The sequence below is a fragment of the Microbacterium sp. TNHR37B genome (assembly GCF_001620065.1).
Taxonomy (GTDB): Bacteria; Actinomycetota; Actinomycetes; order Actinomycetales; family Microbacteriaceae; genus Microbacterium.
Genome location: NZ_LQGV01000001.1, coordinates 1,369,116 through 1,383,709 on the forward strand (window position 1 = coordinate 1,369,116; position 14,594 = coordinate 1,383,709).

Annotated in this window: 13 protein-coding genes, 1 tRNA gene and 1 pseudogene; 7 read left to right on the top strand and 8 right to left on the bottom strand. The window is 68.8% G+C overall.

The genetic code is table 11. The annotated features are described in order from the left end of the window. Positions 1-23: 23 nt before the first annotated feature. Complete coding sequence (locus tag AVP41_RS16600) at positions 24-407, top strand: hypothetical protein (RefSeq protein ID WP_157532396.1); 384 nt, start codon at positions 24-26, stop codon at positions 405-407. Positions 408-980: 573 nt separating this feature from the next. Here the strand turns inward: AVP41_RS16600 and AVP41_RS17005 are convergent. The 3 genes and pseudogenes from AVP41_RS17005 to AVP41_RS06575 form a co-directional block, all read right to left on the bottom strand. Beyond that, positions 981-1,109 (bottom strand): annotated as a pseudogene (locus AVP41_RS17005) (DUF4244 domain-containing protein); the annotation flags it as partial. Between the two features lie 57 nt (positions 1,110-1,166). Then, positions 1,167-2,027 (bottom strand): type II secretion system F family protein, encoded by an 861-nt coding sequence (locus AVP41_RS06570; RefSeq protein ID WP_067162276.1) that lies wholly within the window; start codon positions 2,025-2,027, stop codon positions 1,167-1,169. A gap of 119 nt (positions 2,028-2,146) precedes the next feature. Then, positions 2,147-3,238 (bottom strand): TadA family conjugal transfer-associated ATPase, encoded by a 1,092-nt coding sequence (locus tag AVP41_RS06575; RefSeq protein WP_067162278.1) that lies wholly within the window; start codon positions 3,236-3,238, stop codon positions 2,147-2,149. Positions 3,239-3,673: 435 nt separating this feature from the next. Between AVP41_RS06575 and acs the strand changes: the two genes are divergently transcribed. Next, positions 3,674-5,638: an acetate--CoA ligase gene (gene acs / locus AVP41_RS06580; protein ID WP_067162281.1), complete on the top strand. Its 1,965-nt coding sequence runs from the start codon at positions 3,674-3,676 to the stop codon at positions 5,636-5,638. Between the two features lie 212 nt (positions 5,639-5,850). After that, on the top strand, positions 5,851-6,321 hold the full coding sequence (locus AVP41_RS06585; RefSeq protein ID WP_067162283.1) for a GNAT family N-acetyltransferase: 471 nt from the start codon (positions 5,851-5,853) through the stop codon (positions 6,319-6,321). 3 nt (positions 6,322-6,324) lie between these two features. Here AVP41_RS06585 and AVP41_RS06590 read toward each other — a convergent pair whose 3' ends face one another. Beyond that, the gene (locus AVP41_RS06590; RefSeq protein ID WP_067162286.1) at positions 6,325-6,792 is read right to left on the bottom strand and encodes a RidA family protein; all 468 of its coding nucleotides are present in this window, start codon (positions 6,790-6,792) and stop codon (positions 6,325-6,327) included. Then, positions 6,789-7,016, bottom strand: coding sequence for a DUF4177 domain-containing protein (locus AVP41_RS06595; protein WP_067162288.1), 228 nt, complete (start codon positions 7,014-7,016; stop codon positions 6,789-6,791). The genes AVP41_RS06590 and AVP41_RS06595 overlap by 4 nt, the downstream gene beginning before the upstream one ends. Positions 7,017-7,101: 85 nt before the next feature. Here AVP41_RS06595 and AVP41_RS06600 point away from each other — a divergent pair, with 85 nt between their 5' ends. The 4 genes from AVP41_RS06600 (at position 7,102) to AVP41_RS06615 (ending at position 11,710) form a co-directional block, all read left to right on the top strand. Then, positions 7,102-9,792 (top strand): transglycosylase domain-containing protein, encoded by a 2,691-nt coding sequence (locus AVP41_RS06600; RefSeq protein ID WP_067162290.1) that lies wholly within the window; start codon positions 7,102-7,104, stop codon positions 9,790-9,792. 152 nt (positions 9,793-9,944) lie between these two features. Continuing rightward, complete coding sequence (locus tag AVP41_RS06605; protein WP_231902682.1) at positions 9,945-10,748, top strand: metallophosphoesterase; 804 nt, start codon at positions 9,945-9,947, stop codon at positions 10,746-10,748. A gap of 50 nt (positions 10,749-10,798) precedes the next feature. Then, positions 10,799-10,872, top strand: a tRNA-Pro gene (locus AVP41_RS06610). 73 nt (positions 10,873-10,945) lie between these two features. Continuing rightward, entirely contained in the window at positions 10,946-11,710 is a 765-nt protein-coding gene (locus tag AVP41_RS06615) for an HAD-IIB family hydrolase (protein WP_067162295.1), read from the top strand. A gap of 53 nt (positions 11,711-11,763) precedes the next feature. Here the strand turns inward: AVP41_RS06615 and AVP41_RS06620 are convergent, their stop codons facing one another. The 3 genes from AVP41_RS06620 to AVP41_RS06630 all read right to left on the bottom strand — a co-directional run bounded on the left by AVP41_RS06620 (position 11,764) and on the right by AVP41_RS06630 (position 14,565). Beyond that, positions 11,764-13,026, bottom strand: coding sequence for an alpha-hydroxy acid oxidase (locus AVP41_RS06620; protein WP_067162297.1), 1,263 nt, complete (start codon positions 13,024-13,026; stop codon positions 11,764-11,766). Positions 13,027-13,069: 43 nt separating this feature from the next. Beyond that, positions 13,070-13,792: a FadR/GntR family transcriptional regulator gene (locus tag AVP41_RS06625; RefSeq protein ID WP_067162299.1), complete on the bottom strand. Its 723-nt coding sequence runs from the start codon at positions 13,790-13,792 to the stop codon at positions 13,070-13,072. Between the two features lie 116 nt (positions 13,793-13,908). Next, positions 13,909-14,565 carry a thymidine kinase gene (locus AVP41_RS06630; RefSeq protein ID WP_067162301.1) on the bottom strand — a complete coding sequence of 219 codons (657 nt, stop codon included), beginning with the start codon at positions 14,563-14,565 and terminating at the stop codon, positions 13,909-13,911. Positions 14,566-14,594: the final 29 nt, after the last annotated feature.

Sequence of the window (14,594 nt, forward strand, 5' to 3'; positions counted from 1 at the left end):
CGCCCGTCGATAGGTTCGAGGACGTGGATGTGGGTTGGTGGGCGTTGATCGTCGCCTCGCTGAGTTTCGTTGTCAGCGCCGCCACGTTTTGGCGCAACCGAACGCGACGCCCTCATCTGGAGCTTGCCGGACATGTGCTGGCCGTTAGGCCCAAGCGGATGGAGGTCACCGTCGTGAACCGGGGACCAGGTGTCGCCCATGATGTTCAGTTCGGGCCAGTCGATGGGATGAAGGGCTTGCTGTACGGCGAGCGGGCTGAGCGGCTCGCTTTCGCCGAGGGGGCAAGCATGGAGTTCTTCCTGGAACCGGAGGACCGTTCGATCACCCTGCAAGCCACTTGGAGTCAGGAACCGAACCTGCGAAAGCGGCACTCTACGCGCATCGCCGTGGCGGTCCATCCGGGCTGAACCGGGATGCACGGGTGGGCAGAGTGGTGCTCTTGAAATGAAGAGCTTGAAAGGCTCTGTGGCTGCGGAGACTAGGAACCCCTGCGGATGCTGGGCATAGGCCCCCTACCCCCAAACGTCCGAGCTAATCCAGTCGCTGGGAGAGGTGAACCCACACCCTCCCGCTGGGGGTCCGGTCATCCGCGTTCTGCGTCCGACTGAGGCCCTGCGCCGGATGGCCTAGCTAGAGGTTCGCGGCGCTTGCTGGAGAGGCTGGGGGCGTCTCTCGACGCCAGGCCCCACGGTTTCCCGTGCCGTAGATGATGCTCCAGGCTGCGGAGGGGGTCAAGCTCCGCCAGACGGCGGCGCTCAAAACGCCAGGTTAGATGCATAAAACGGATGTCCGAGCTAAGTTGAAACGCGGTCAAGTCTCCGGAATCATGAAATGAGAATGCCCCCAAATCGATTCCGTGGGGCGGTGACCGGGGGCGAGTCACAACGTAGCACGATAACGCTTCTCACCTGGACTTTATCGCGATACGGGTGAGCGTGGCGAGATGAGCGATCTCGCATCGCGAAGACATGTCTTTAGCGCGCCAGGGTTGCCATCGTGGCGATCGCATACTCGGCCGTGGCGGCGCCGGACTCATCGGCGAACAGCACGGCGGCGCGTCGACGCGTGAGCGGGGGCAGGGTGGGGCGGGTGCGGGCGGTTCGAGTCATGGCGACTCCTCTCTTTCGGTGGCGATGAGCAGGGCAGGTAGGAAGGACGCGCACGCCCTAGAAGATGACGGGGGCGGAGGAGAGCACCGACAGCATCATCGGCCCCACGCCGAGCAGGAGAAACGCCGGCAGCGTGCAGACCCCGAGCGGGAGAAGCAACCGGGCCCCCAGCCGGGCGGCCCGCAACCTCCCCTCGGTGCGAGCGAGTCGTCGATGGTCCCGCGCTTCGGCGCGCAGCAGTTCCACAGCCGGAGCGCCGGAGGCGCGCGAGAGCTCGAGGACGCCGGTCGCGCGCTCTCGCACCGTGCGGCAGCCCGACCTCTCGCAGACCTCCAGGGCGCGGTCGATCGAGACACCTCCGCTCAGAGCGATGGCGAGCAGGTCACACTCCCACCCGGGCGCCCCGGGAGCGGGCTGCGCCCGGCGGACCAGGTTCGCCGACCACCGACGCGCCGCAATCATCAGGACGGCACCCGCCACGACACAGCCGATGCCGACCGGCTGGGTCACCATGGCGGTGAGATCGAAGCCGAAGGCGACGACGAGCACCACGCCCAGGAGCGGAAGCCAGGAGATCACTCGCGCCGTCGTCGCCGGTTCGGCGAGCGCCACCGCCACGTCGTCACGCGCCTGATCCGCATCGCGCAGCGCCTCTGCCGTGCCCCGCAGACTGTCGGACAACGGCGCCCCCACGGTGGTGGCCACGCGCCATGCCACGGCGACGTCACGCCACGCCCCGCCGCGCCGGTCCATCACCTCGGCGATGCCCGCAGCCGACGGGTCTTGATCGCTCGACGCCTCCTGCCCTGCGCCAGACCCGGGGTCCCGGTCGCTCACGTGCTGCCACGCGCGAACAGGTGCGACACCCGCCTGCAATAGCACGGCCAGCCGGTGCACCTGCGCGGCGACCGAAGTCACCGAGCCCCCGGAGGATCCGCCGCCGGGTGACGTATCGGAAGCTCCCGAAGCCTCCCCGGGGCCCTGGCCAGCTACGGTTCCGCGCCGACGTCGGGCGACGGTGTGGCGAGGCGGCGTCTTCATCGCGCCTCTTCCACGGCGAGCCGCCCCTGCTGCACGACCGGCCGTGCGATGCCGGTGATCCGACGCACACCGTCTCTCTGCCGCTCGACGTGGATGATCGCGTCGATGGCGCTCACCACCTGTCGGGCCACGGCATGGTCGTCCATTCCGGCCGCCGCGCCCAGCGCCTCCAGTCGCGCGGGAACATCCGCGAGGCCGCTCGCGTGCACGGTACCGGCCCCGCCGTCGTGGCCCGTGTTGAGCGCCGTCAGGAGTTCGCGGACCTCGGGACCGCGACACTCGCCCACCACGAGTCGATCCGGTCGCATGCGCAGGGCTTCCCGGACGAGACGGTCGAGACCGACCGCACCTGCCCCCTCGAGATTGGGCTGACGTGCCTCCAACCGCACGTGATGCGGATGATCGATCCGCAGCTCGGCGACGTCTTCGATCGTGACGATCCGCTCGCCCGGCGGAACGACACCGAGGAGCGCCGCCAGCAGGGTCGTCTTTCCCGCCCCGGTGGCGCCGGTGACGAGCAGATTCGCGCGCCCGTCCACGAGCCCCCTCAGACGATGCTCCGCATCGGCGTCGAACATGCCGCGCGAGCCGAGATCGGCAAGGGTGGGGCGATCCGCCGAGGGAAGCCGGATGGAGATGGCGGCGCCCGTGCACGAGACCGGTGCGAGCACAGCGTGGACGCGAACGCCATCGTCCCACCGGACATCCACGAGAGGGGTGAGGTCGTCCAGATGACGTCCGCCGATGCCGATCAGCGCGACGGCGAGATCCCGTACCGCGCGGTCGTCCGCCTGCCACGTCGCGATGTGCTCGGTACCGCGACCACGATCGACGAACAGCCCATCGGTGCCGTTGATGAACACATCGGTGACGTCGGGATCGGACAAGTACGGCGCGAGCGACGCCACGGCGGGGTGATCGGGGAGCCGTCGCGGCGTGCGAGGCACGTGAGGAGACGCACTCCGCTCACGCGCACGATCACCGCGAAGCCCCGCTTTCTCTCTCGGCGCCGTCGATGCCGCGGGCATGCGGGAAGCGGACGGGGATCGAGACTCCCCGCGAGGGCGGACGACGAACGGTTGGGGCATGTCCCGACGCTAGATCGTCCGCCGAGGCCGTATCCCTCATTCCTCCGGGGCCGTGGACAGACGACAGTGACGGCCGAGCTGGGGAGGACGGGCCCACCGCGGCGGGGCGACATTTCCCCCGAGACAAGGAGAGGGGCGGCACCCTTAGGGGGAGAAGGGTACCGCCCGGAACAGCGGCCGCTACGGGGGATGGCGGACCACTGTTGTGCCAGAATCTGAGTTCGGCCGCGACCGAGCTTACGCAACGCCCCGCTCAGGTCCAAACATGTCCGAGGCGTGGCGGCCCGATATATCGGCCTGATCCCGGGCGGTGGACGCGTCCTCAGTACCCCACTATCGGAGGTAGTCGGGGCTCCGCATTCCCGGATAAATTGTGCCGATCGTCTCGGCGTCAGCGCGCCGTCCCGGAGTACGCACAGCCGCAAAGGAGCGAGCATGAGCAGTCAGATCGACCACCTGCTGACCGAATCCCGTCGGTTCGCGCCGAGCGAGGAGTTCGCTCGCCACGCCGTGGCCACCGCCGATCTCTACGCGGAGGCGAAGGCGGATCGCGAAGCGTTCTGGGCCCGACAGGCGAAGGAGCTTCACTGGCACACTCCGTTCACGCAGGTGCTCGACTGGTCCAACCCTCCGTTCGCACAGTGGTTCGCCGATGGCGAGATAAACGTCGCGTACAACTGCCTCGACCGCCACGTGGAGGCAGGGCTCGGGGATCGGGTGGCCCTGCTGTGGGAAGGCGAGCCGGGAGACGAGCGCCGGATCACCTATGGCGAGCTGACCGAGGAGGTCAAGCGCGTCGCCCACGTTCTCAGTGGCCTCGGCGTCGGGCAGGGCGACCGCGTGGCGATCTACATGCCGATGATCCCCGAGGCCATCGCGGCGATGCTCGCCGTCGCTCGCCTCGGCGCGATCCATTCCGTCATCTTCGGCGGATTCTCCGCCGACAGCCTGCGCACGAGGATCGACGACGCGGGGGCGCGTGTGGTGATCACCGCCGATGGCGGCTACCGGAAGGGCCGCGTATCGCCCCTCAAGCCGGCGGTCGATCAGGCGCTGTCCGATCGGGGCGCGGGTGTGCAGGAGACGGTCGAGCACGTGCTGGTCGTCCGTCGCACCGGCAACGAGGTGGGCTGGAACGCAGACCGGGACCTCTGGTGGCACGACGTCGTCCCCGCCGCGCCGGCGGAGCACGAAGCACAGCCGTTCCCCGCCGAGAACCCGCTCTTCATCCTCTACACGTCGGGAACGACCGGGAAGCCCAAGGGCATCCTCCACACGAGCGGCGGCTACCTCACACAAGCGGCCTTCACGAACAAAGTGGTCCACGATCTGCACCCGGAATCGGACGTCTTCTGGTGCACCGCCGACATCGGGTGGATCACGGGCCACTCGTATGTGACCTACGGGCCGCTCGCCAACGCAGCGACGCAGGTGCTCTACGAGGGAACGCCCGACACGCCCCACCCCGGCCGGTGGTGGGAGATCGTCCAGAAGTACGGCGTGACGATCCTGTACACGGCGCCCACGGCGATCCGCTCGTTCATGAAGCTCGGCCGCGCCATCCCGCAGCAGTTCGACCTGTCCTCCCTCCGCCTGCTCGGATCGGTCGGTGAGCCCATCAACCCCGAGGCATGGATGTGGTACCGCAAGGTGATCGGCGGCAAGACGGCACCGATCGTGGACACGTGGTGGCAGACCGAGACCGGGGCGATCATGGTCTCTGCTCTCCCGGGGGTCACGGAGACCAAGCCGGGATCGGCTCAGGTGCCGCTTCCCGGGATCGCCGTCGACGTGGTGGACGAGGACGGCGCGCACGTCGGGAACGGGAACGGCGGTCTCCTCGTCCTCACCCAGCCCTGGCCGAGCATGCTCCGGGGCATCTGGGGCGACCCCGACCGGTTCCGCGAGACGTACTGGGAGAAGTTCGAGAAGCAGGGCTACTACTTCGCCGGCGACGGTGCGCGCCTCGACGACGACGGAGACGTCTGGTTCCTCGGCCGGGTCGACGACGTGATGAATGTGTCGGGCCACCGACTGTCCACGACCGAGATCGAGTCGGCACTCGTGGGGAACGAGGCCGTTGCCGAGGCCGCCGTGGTCGGAGCCTCGGACGAGACCACCGGTCAGGCGGTGGTCGCGTTCGTCATCATCAAGCAGAGCTACCTCGACGCGCACTCGCCGGAAGGCCTCGCGGGCACGCTGCGCGCGTGGGTCGGCGAGCAGATCGGGCCGATCGCCCGGCCGCGCGACGTCTACATCGTCGGCGAGCTTCCCAAGACCCGCTCCGGCAAGATCATGCGACGGCTCCTGCGTGACGTCGCGGAAGGCCGCGAGGTCGGCGACACCACGACGCTCGCCGACACGGCGGTGATGAGCGTCATCTCCGCCCAGGTGAAGTAGCCGCCGCCCCGCCCACCGGCCCCGCCTCCGCCGAGCACGACGGCGGATGCGGACACCGACACGCCGGCACTCCGTGCAGGCATCCCGGCGTGTCGGCGTGGGCGTCCGCCGCTGTGTCACAGTCGGACCCATCGTCCGCCACGGTGCGGCGAGCCCGGGCCGAGGCGGGGCAGGCGACGGTGCGCCCGTCACGGACGCGGCAGACTGGAGGGATGGACCCCGCGCGTTACGAGATCCGCCCCCTGCGCCGCGACGAGCTGGAGGGGGCCGGGTTCGACGCCCTCGTCTGGCGTGCGGCGGAAGTGGATGCCGAGGCGCGCGCGAGGATCGTGCGCGACGAGCTGACGACGATGACCGTGTGGGGCGCCGTCGAGCGCGACGGGACGATCCTCGCCTTCGCCGCCTTCGACGCGAAGCCCACGCTGGTGCACCTGGAATACATCGCGACCTCGGAGCGTGCGGAGGGCCGTGGCATCGGGCGGGCGCTGGTCCAGCTGCTCCGCACCCGGACCCCGGGCAGCACCATCCATGCCGAGACGGATGACGACGCGGTGGGGTTCTATCGTCGACTCGGGTTCACCATCTCACCACGCGCGGGACGCGACCCTCGATGGCCCGACCGGCAGCGCTACGACTGCGACCTGCCCGCCGAGCTCGACCGCACCGGCGGTCGGCCAGCGTGAGGCTCAGGACAGCGCGAAGATGACCTCGACCTCGACCGGGCTGTCGAGGGGGAGGACCGGCACACCGACGGCGGAGCGCGCGTGCCGCCCGGCGTCGCCGAAGATCTCACCGAGCACTTCGCTGGCGCCGTTGATCACCCCGGGCTGGCCGGTGAACTCGGGAACCGACGAGACGAACCCGGTGAGCTTGACGACGCGAACGAGGCGGTCGACGCCGCCGGCGACCTCCGCTGCCGCCGCGAGGGCGTTCAGCGCGCACTGCCGCGCATAGTCCTTGGCGTCGGATGCGGGCACCAGCCCGTGCCCCTCGCCGACCTTCCCGGTGGCGGGCAACGCGCCAGCGATCATCGGAAGCTGGCCGGAGGTGTAGACGAGGTCGCCGTGGACGGTGGCGGGGATGTACGCCGCGACCGGCGGGACGACGGCAGGCAGCTCGATGCCGAGCTCGGAGAGACGTGCGGAGATGGTCATCGCTGTCCCTCCCCCGCGGGGAACTGCTGTGCTGCCACGGCTGCCGCATCCAGTCCGGCGTTGGCGGCGCCGCCGCCCACCGGCCGCTTGAAGTACGCGACCAGTCCCCCCTCGGGGCCCGGGACGACCTGCACGAGCTCCCAGCCCTGCTTGCCCCAGTTGTTGAGGATCGCGGCGGTGTTGTGGATCAGCAGAGGAGTGGTGAGGTACTCCCACGTGGTCATCGGTACTCCCGTTCGAGGGCGCGGATCGGCGCGGCATGCGGGGATCACCGAGCCTTCGCCCAGCTACCTCCCTTACGATCACCCTATGCCCCATGCGAAACGGACTGCCACTGGCGTGCTCGGAGGTCTCCTCGGTCTCATCGGCCTGAGCACCGTGGCCGGCGTGCTGATCACCGCCACCGTGACCCCCGCGATCGCCGTCTCCGGCTACGCGGCGTCGAGCGCGATCACGATGTTCAACAACATGCCGAACTACCTGAAGATCGAGAAGCTCATGCTTCCGACCAAGCTCTACAAGAAGAACGCCGACGACAAGTACGTCCTCATGGCGCAGTTCTACGACCAGAACCGCATCCCCGTCACCTCCGACAAGATCGCCGGCGTGATGAAGGACGCGATCCTCTCCAGCGAGGACAAGAACTTCTACGAGCACGGCGGAGTCGACCTCTTCGGCACCGTCAAGGCGCTGGCGGGCAACGCCTCGGGAAGCAACACCCGCGGTGGCTCCACGATCACCCAGCAGTACGTGAAGAACGTGCTGCAGCAGAACTGCGAGCGCAAGGCGACCTCCCAGGAGGAAGTCAACAAGTGCTACAAGGAGACGACCGTCAACGACGGCCCTGAGGGCTACCAGCGCAAGCTGCAGGAGATGCGCTACGCGATCCAGCTCGAGAAGGAGAACGAGAAGGACGACATCCTCACCGGCTACCTGAATATCGCCTCGTTCGGCGGCCAGGTCTACGGCGTCGGTGCCGCGGCGCGGTACTACTTCGACACGACCGCTGCCAAGCTGACGCTGCCCCAGGCCGCCACGATTGCCGGCATGGTGCAGGAGCCCAACAGCTTCCGCATCGACATGAAGGGCGGCTCGGTCACCACGAAGTCGGGCGAGAAGCTCAACAGCGAGGAAGACGGATACGCGCTCACCAAGAAGCGTCGCGACTACGTGCTCAACCGCATGAAGATCGACGGGAAGATCACCGAGGCCGAGTACACCGAGGCCGTCGAATCGCCGATCACGCCGAAGATCAAGAAGACCCAGCAGGGCTGCGGGCAGGCGAAGGACGCGGAGTTCTTCTGCGACTACGTCACGCACATCATCAAGAACGACCCCGCGTTCGGAGAGACCGATGACGAGCGCGCTGCGGCCCTCCGCCGCGGTGGGCTGAAGGTGTACACGACGCTCGATTACGACCTGCAGAAGGCGGCGTCCTCTGCGATCTCGATCGTGGAACCGCGCGTGGACTACATGAACCTCGGGGCCTCCGGCATCCAGGTGGAGGTCGGGACGGGTCGCATCCTCTCGATGGTCCAGAACCGCGGCTACGATGCCGCGGCCACCGACAAGAACGGCAAGACCACCGCCGTGAACTACAACGTCCGCTCCAAGGACGGGGGCGGCGTGGGCCACTCGGCCGGATCGACGTACAAGGTGTTCAGCCTCATCAACTGGCTGCAGCAGGGGAACTCCGTCAACGCCTACCTGAACGGCCGCGTCGGCACCAAGACGGTCGAGATCTGCGACGGCGCCACCCAGACGGTGGAGACCGGTTCGGGCAAGGACCGGTTCGGGCAGAACAAGATCGGTAACTTCGAGGGCAACCGGGGCTACACGGGCACCATCTACAACTTCACGAAGGACTCGCTCAACTCCGGGTTCATCGCGATGGCGGAGAAGATCTCGGTCTGCAGCACCAACAAGGTCGCCGGGCAGATGGGTGTGACGTGGGGCGACGGGACGCCGCTGACGAGCGTTCCCTCATGGTCGAACGATCCGTCCAACGCGCCGTACAACGTGCTCGGCTCCTCCGCCGTCGCGCCGATCGACATGGCTCAGGCCTACGCCGCGATCGCCGCGAAGGGCACGCTGTGCGAGTCGAAGTCGATCGACCGCGTCGTCGACGCCGACGGCAACGAGCAGCCGATCCCGGAGACGAAGTGCGAGCGGGCCATCAGCGAGGACGTCGCAGCGACGGCAGCCTACACGCTCCAGGGCGTCATGCAGGGCACCGGCTCCGGAGCCCGCACGTTCGATGGCACGCCGATCTTCGGAAAGACCGGTATCCACCAGTTCCTCCACACGTGGATGGACGGATCCAGCACCAAGGTGACGACGGTCGTCTGGGTGGGCAATGTCGAGGGCGACGAACGCCTCGAGAACCACTACATGGCGGGCTACCGGCTCTCCCGCATCCGTAACAGCATCTGGCCGAACATGCAGCGTGCAGCCAATGCGAAGTACGGCGGCGAGGCCTTCCCGAAGCCTCCGCAGGACCTCATCAAGCGCCAGCTGGTCGATCTCCCGAGCGTGATCGGGATGACGGTCGACGATGCCACCCGCACGCTGCGCGCGGCCGGGTTCTCGGTCACGGTGGGCGAGGCGGTCGACTCGACCGAGACGGCGGGCACCATCGTTGAGCAGAGCCCCGGCGCCGGCCGAGTGGCGGGCGGCACGAACGTGACCATCTCCCCCAGCAACGGCCAGGGCGTGACGGTGCCGTCGGTGGGAGGCACGCCCGCCGACGCCGAGAACCAGCTGCGAGGCGCCGGGTTCACCCGATTCGCCCAGCAGTGCAGCGAGGCGGAGGGAGCGCCCGACCAGGGCGTGGTGACCGGCACCGATCCTGCGGCGGGCAGCGTCGTCGGACGGGACGACACCATCACCATCAAGTTCCAGGCAGCCTCGTGCGGCGGCGACGGCGGAGCGCCCGGCAATGACGGTCCCGGCAACGGGAACGGCCCGGGCAACGGCAACGGGCGCGGAGGCAACGGCTGAGCGCGTACGACCCGCAGCGCACCGCCCTCACGGCTCTCGGCGTCGTGGGGGCGGTCGGCGTCGGGTCTGCGATCTGGGGTGTCGGGATCGAGCGATACCTGTTCACCGTGCGCCGACACTCCGTGGCGATCCTCCCCCCGGGAGCATCGCCGATGACGGTGCTCCACCTCTCCGACGCGCACATGGCTCCCTGGCAGCGACGCAAGCAGAGCTGGATCGCTCGTATCGCAGACAGCGTGCAGCCGGACTTCGTGATCAACACCGGGGACAACCTCGGGCACGCCGACGGGCTCAGCGGCATTCGCCGCGCGTTCGCTCCGCTGCGTGGCGTGCCGGGCGTCTTCGTCCACGGCTCCAACGATGTCGTCGGTCCTGCCCCGCGAAACCCGTTCGGCTACTTCATGGGGCCTTCGGGGCATTCCCCGAAGGTGCAGAACCTCGACACCGACGCGATGGACGCCTACTTCACCGAGGACCTCGGCTGGATGCCGCTCCACAACTCCGCGGCACGGCTGACCGTCGCCGGCGTGCGTATCGACGCGTTCGGCGTCGATGACGCACACCGCGACTGGGACGACCTCGAGGCGCTCCCGCCAGCGCTCGATCGGATCCGACGGGGATCCTGGTGGCGGGGCGCCCCTGCGGCCGACCTCCGCCTGGGAGTCACGCACGCCCCCTACCGGCGCGTTCTCGACCGGTTCGTCGGTCTCGGTGCCGATCTCATCGCCGGCGGACACACCCATGGCGGGCAGGTGCGGGTGCCCTTCTCGCGCTCGGCCCTCGTGGCCAACTGCGACATCCCCCTCGACCAGGCGCGCGGACTCAGCTCCTGGTCGCACGCCGGGCGCTCGGTCCCGCTCAACGTCAGCGCCGGCCTCGGTCACTCCATCTACACACCGATCCGATTCGGCTGCCGGCCCGAAGTCTCCGTCCTTCGACTGCTGCCGCGCGGGTGAGGCCCGATTCGTTCTGAGCGCACGAACAGGGTAGACTCGGAGGGTTGCCACGGGGTGTGGCGCAGCTTGGTAGCGCGCTTCGTTCGGGACGAAGAGGCCGCAGGTTCAAATCCTGTCACCCCGACCGCAAGAGGCTCCGCCTGAGATCCGATCCCAGGCGGAGCTTTTCGCATCACCACGGATCCGGAGCTCGCGCCATGACCACGCCCCGCCTCGTCGCGTTCGACCTCGACGACACGCTCGCCCCGTCGAAGACGGCGATCTCGCCGCGGATGGGCAGCCTGCTCCTCGACCTCGCCACGCGCGTCGAGGTCGCCATCATCTCCGGCGGGCAGCTCCAGCAGTTCCAGTCACAGGTCGTCGAGCGGCTTCCCGACGCCGATGCCGACGCGCTCACGCCGTTCCACCTCCTGCCCACCTGCGGCACGCAGTACTACCGCCTGACGCCCGAGGGCGTCCGCACCGTCTACGCCCACCCGCTCACCGACGACGAGAAGCAGCGCGCTCTCGCGGCGGTGGAGGAGGAGGCACGCCGGCTCGGGCTGTGGGAGTCGGAGACATGGGGCGAGATCCTCGAGGACCGCGGCTCGCAGATCACCTTCTCGGCGCTCGGACAATCCGCGCCCGTCGAGGCGAAGACGGCCTGGGATCCCACCGGTGCGAAGAAGAACGCGCTCCGCGACGCCGTCGCCGCGCGTATCCCCGACCTGGAGGTCCGCTCCGGAGGATCGACGTCGGTCGACATCACCCGACGCGGCATCGACAAGGCCTACGGCATGCGTCGCCTGTCGGAGCAGACCGGCATCGCTCTGGATGACATGCTCTTCGTCGGCGACCGCCTCGACGAGCACGGCAACGACTATCCGGTCCTGGCGATGGGCGTCGCCTGCCACGCCGTCACCGGCTGGGAGGACACCGCCTCCTACCTCGAAGAGCTCATTCCGACTCTCCCCCGCCGCTGACCCCGCGCCGCGACTCGCGAGCCGGCTCACGCCCTCCCCGCGAGCGGCGCACGTCAGCGCGCGACGACCGGGGCCTCCGACGACGAGGTCACGGGGGCCAGGCGCCGCAGCTGCGTGACGTGCCGCGGCTCCAGCTCCGCCAACGTCGCGACCCCGAGCAGCTGCATCGTCCGCTCGATCTCGCTGCGGAGGATGGCGATCGTGCGGTCGACACCGCGCCGCCCGCCCGCCATGAGGCCGTACAGGTACGCCCGGCCGATGAGGGTGAATTTCGCCCCCAACGCGACGGAGGCCACGATGTCAGCGCCGTTCATGATCCCGGTGTCGACCATGATGGTGGCGTCCCGCCCGACTTCCCGCACGACCTGGGGAAGGAGATGGAAGGGGATCGGAGCGCGGTCGAGCTGACGCCCGCCGTGGTTGGACAAGACGATGCCGTCGACGCCGAGATCGACGAGCCGCACCGAGTCGGCCACGTTCTGCACGCCCTTGACGACGATCTTGCCGGGCCACATCTCGCGGATCACGGCCAGGTCCTCGTAGCTGATCGTGGGATCCATGGCCGCGTTCAGGAGCTCCCCGACCGTGCCGCCCGTCGTCGTGAGCGAGGCGAACTCGAGTTTGGGCGTGGTCAGGAAGTCGATCCACCACCACGGACGCGGGATCGCGTTCACGATCGTGCCGACGGTCAGCTGGGGAGGAATCGAGAACCCGTTGCGCTTGTCGCGGAGGCGCGCACCCGCGACGGGGGTGTCCACGGTGAACATCAAGGTGTCGAACCCCGCGTCGGCCGCGCGCGTGACGAGCCCGTAGGAGATCTCGCGCTGCCGCATGACGTACAGCTGGAACCAGTTGCGTCCCGCGGGGTTTGCGGCCCGGACGTTCTCGATCGAGGTGGTCCCCAGCGTCGAGAGCGTGAAGGGAATGCCCGCCGCCGCGGCGGCCGAGGCCCCGGCGATCTCGCCTTCGGTCTGCATGAGCCGCGTGAAGCCCGTCGGAGCGATACCGAAGGGGAGCGCGGAGGGCCCGCCGAGGATCTCGACCGAGGTGTCCACGTTCTCGGCCGGACGGAGGATGTCGGGGTGGAACTCGATGTCCTCGAAGGCCTGACGCGCGCGCGCCAGCGAGAGCTCGCCCTCGGCGGCGCCGTCCGTGTAGTCGAAAGCCGCCTTCGGCGTGCGCCTCTGCGCGATCCTGCGCAGATCCGCGATCGTCAGTGCGCCCTCCAGCCGACGCTTCGTGGCGTCGAGCTCCGGCTTCTTGAACTGCATGAGCTCGAGCAGTTCGGGGATCTTGGGCAGCTGGCGCTGAACCATGCGGGGTGACATCTCTCTCGTGAGGAAACGGGGTGGGAGGGGCTCACTGAAGGGCGGGAGGGGCGGGAAGCCCCGCGTCGGCGTAGTAGCCGGTGATGTGCGCGCGCACGAGCGTGCGGGCCCGATCCGCCTCGCCCGCCTCGATGGCGGCGAGAACGTCGGCGTGCTCGCGACGCAATCGCGCCGACGTCGCCTCCCAATCGGGGATGCGCTCCGCGCCGGCCCGGATGTAGCTCTCGATCGTCGTGCGCAGACCCGCCATGGTGGCCGCCACCACGACGTTTCCCGCCGCATCGGTGAGGCGCAGGTGGAACTGGGTGTCGAGCGCGAGGAACTCCTCCGCCGTCAGCCCCTCGGCCTCCATCGCGTCGAGGGTGGCGTGCGCCTCCGCGAGGTCGGTGTGTGCGTCGCCGGCCAGATGCGCGACGGCCCACTCCTCGAGCAGGAGGCGGGTCTCGTAGACATCAGGGATCGGGAACCCCTGCGCGGCGACCTGCAGGCGCAGGAACTGGGCGAGCCCGCCGTGGGGCGTCGCGGTCACGATCGCGCCGGCGGTCGGCCCGGATCCCGTGCCGGTGCGGATCAGGCCCATGACCTCGAGGACACGCAGCGCCTCGCGCACGCTGGAGCGTCCGACCCCGAGCGTCGTGGCGAGTTCCCGCTCCGGCTGGATGCGATCGCCCGGGCCGAGCCGCCCCTCCAGCAGATCGGACTCGATCTTCTCGAGTACCACGCGCCAGGCGCGCGCCGGAGTGCTCTCTGGCATTGATCCCCCTCGGACCGTGTTGGAACCGCAATGTCAGACCACATTAGTCCCGGTGGTCTGACCTTGCAAACCCGGTGCGTTCGACTCTCGCACGTGCTCGGGGGTGCCTGCGGAGGTCACCTCAACCGGCCGCCCGACTCGCGCAGATAGCACTCGGCGCACATCGACTCGTACGTGACCCGCGCGGCGCTCAGCTCGTCGATGGCGACCTGATCGCCGTCGAAGACGAATCGGCCGCCGACCAGACGTGCGTTGAACAGCGCCTTCCGGCCGCACCGGCAGATGGTCTTGAGCTCCTCGAGACTGTGCGCCAGTTCCATCAGCCGCGCCGACCCGGGAAAGGCCCGGGTCTGGAAATCCGTGCGGATGCCGTAGGCGAGCACCGGGATGCGGTCCTCCACGACGATGCGCAGGAGGTCGTCCACCTGGTCGGGGGTGAGGAACTGTGCCTCGTCGATCAGGAGGCAGGCGACGTCGGGGCGAGACCCGGTGGCCGACGACTCCGGGATGAGCGCCTCCTGCTCGGCCTGCTCCCGCACGCGCGCGCGATGCTCGGCGAACACCGCGCGGACATCATCGTCGGGAGTGATGAGGAAGTCGACGAGACGCTCGACCCCGAGGCGACTGGAGATCCGATCGGCGCCCTTGGTGTCGATCTCGGGCTTGGCCAACAAGACGTGCTGACCGCGCTCCTCGTAGTTGTAGGCGGCCTGCAACAGAGCCGTGGACTTCCCCGAGTTCATCGCTCCGTAGCGGAAGTAGAGTTTGGCCACCGCACGAGTCTATTGGCACCCGTCGACGC

Excerpts from the sequence above, each read along its gene's own strand:
- AVP41_RS06575 (WP_067162278.1), bottom strand. The coding sequence starts at position 3,238 with ATGCCCCAACCGTTCGTCGTCCGCCCTCGCGGGGAGTCTCGATCCCCG.
- acs (WP_067162281.1), top strand. The coding sequence starts at position 3,674 with ATGAGCAGTCAGATCGACCACCTGCTGACCGAATCCCGTCGGTTCGCG.
- AVP41_RS06585 (WP_067162283.1), top strand. The coding sequence starts at position 5,851 with ATGGACCCCGCGCGTTACGAGATCCGCCCCCTGCGCCGCGACGAGCTG.
- AVP41_RS06590 (WP_067162286.1), bottom strand. The coding sequence starts at position 6,792 with ATGACCATCTCCGCACGTCTCTCCGAGCTCGGCATCGAGCTGCCTGCC.
- AVP41_RS06595 (WP_067162288.1), bottom strand. The coding sequence starts at position 7,016 with ATGACCACGTGGGAGTACCTCACCACTCCTCTGCTGATCCACAACACC.
- AVP41_RS06600 (WP_067162290.1), top strand. The coding sequence starts at position 7,102 with ATGCCCCATGCGAAACGGACTGCCACTGGCGTGCTCGGAGGTCTCCTC.
- AVP41_RS06605 (WP_231902682.1), top strand. The coding sequence starts at position 9,945 with ATGACGGTGCTCCACCTCTCCGACGCGCACATGGCTCCCTGGCAGCGA.
- AVP41_RS06615 (WP_067162295.1), top strand. The coding sequence starts at position 10,946 with ATGACCACGCCCCGCCTCGTCGCGTTCGACCTCGACGACACGCTCGCC.
- AVP41_RS06620 (WP_067162297.1), bottom strand. The coding sequence starts at position 13,026 with ATGGTTCAGCGCCAGCTGCCCAAGATCCCCGAACTGCTCGAGCTCATG.
- AVP41_RS06625 (WP_067162299.1), bottom strand. The coding sequence starts at position 13,792 with ATGCCAGAGAGCACTCCGGCGCGCGCCTGGCGCGTGGTACTCGAGAAG.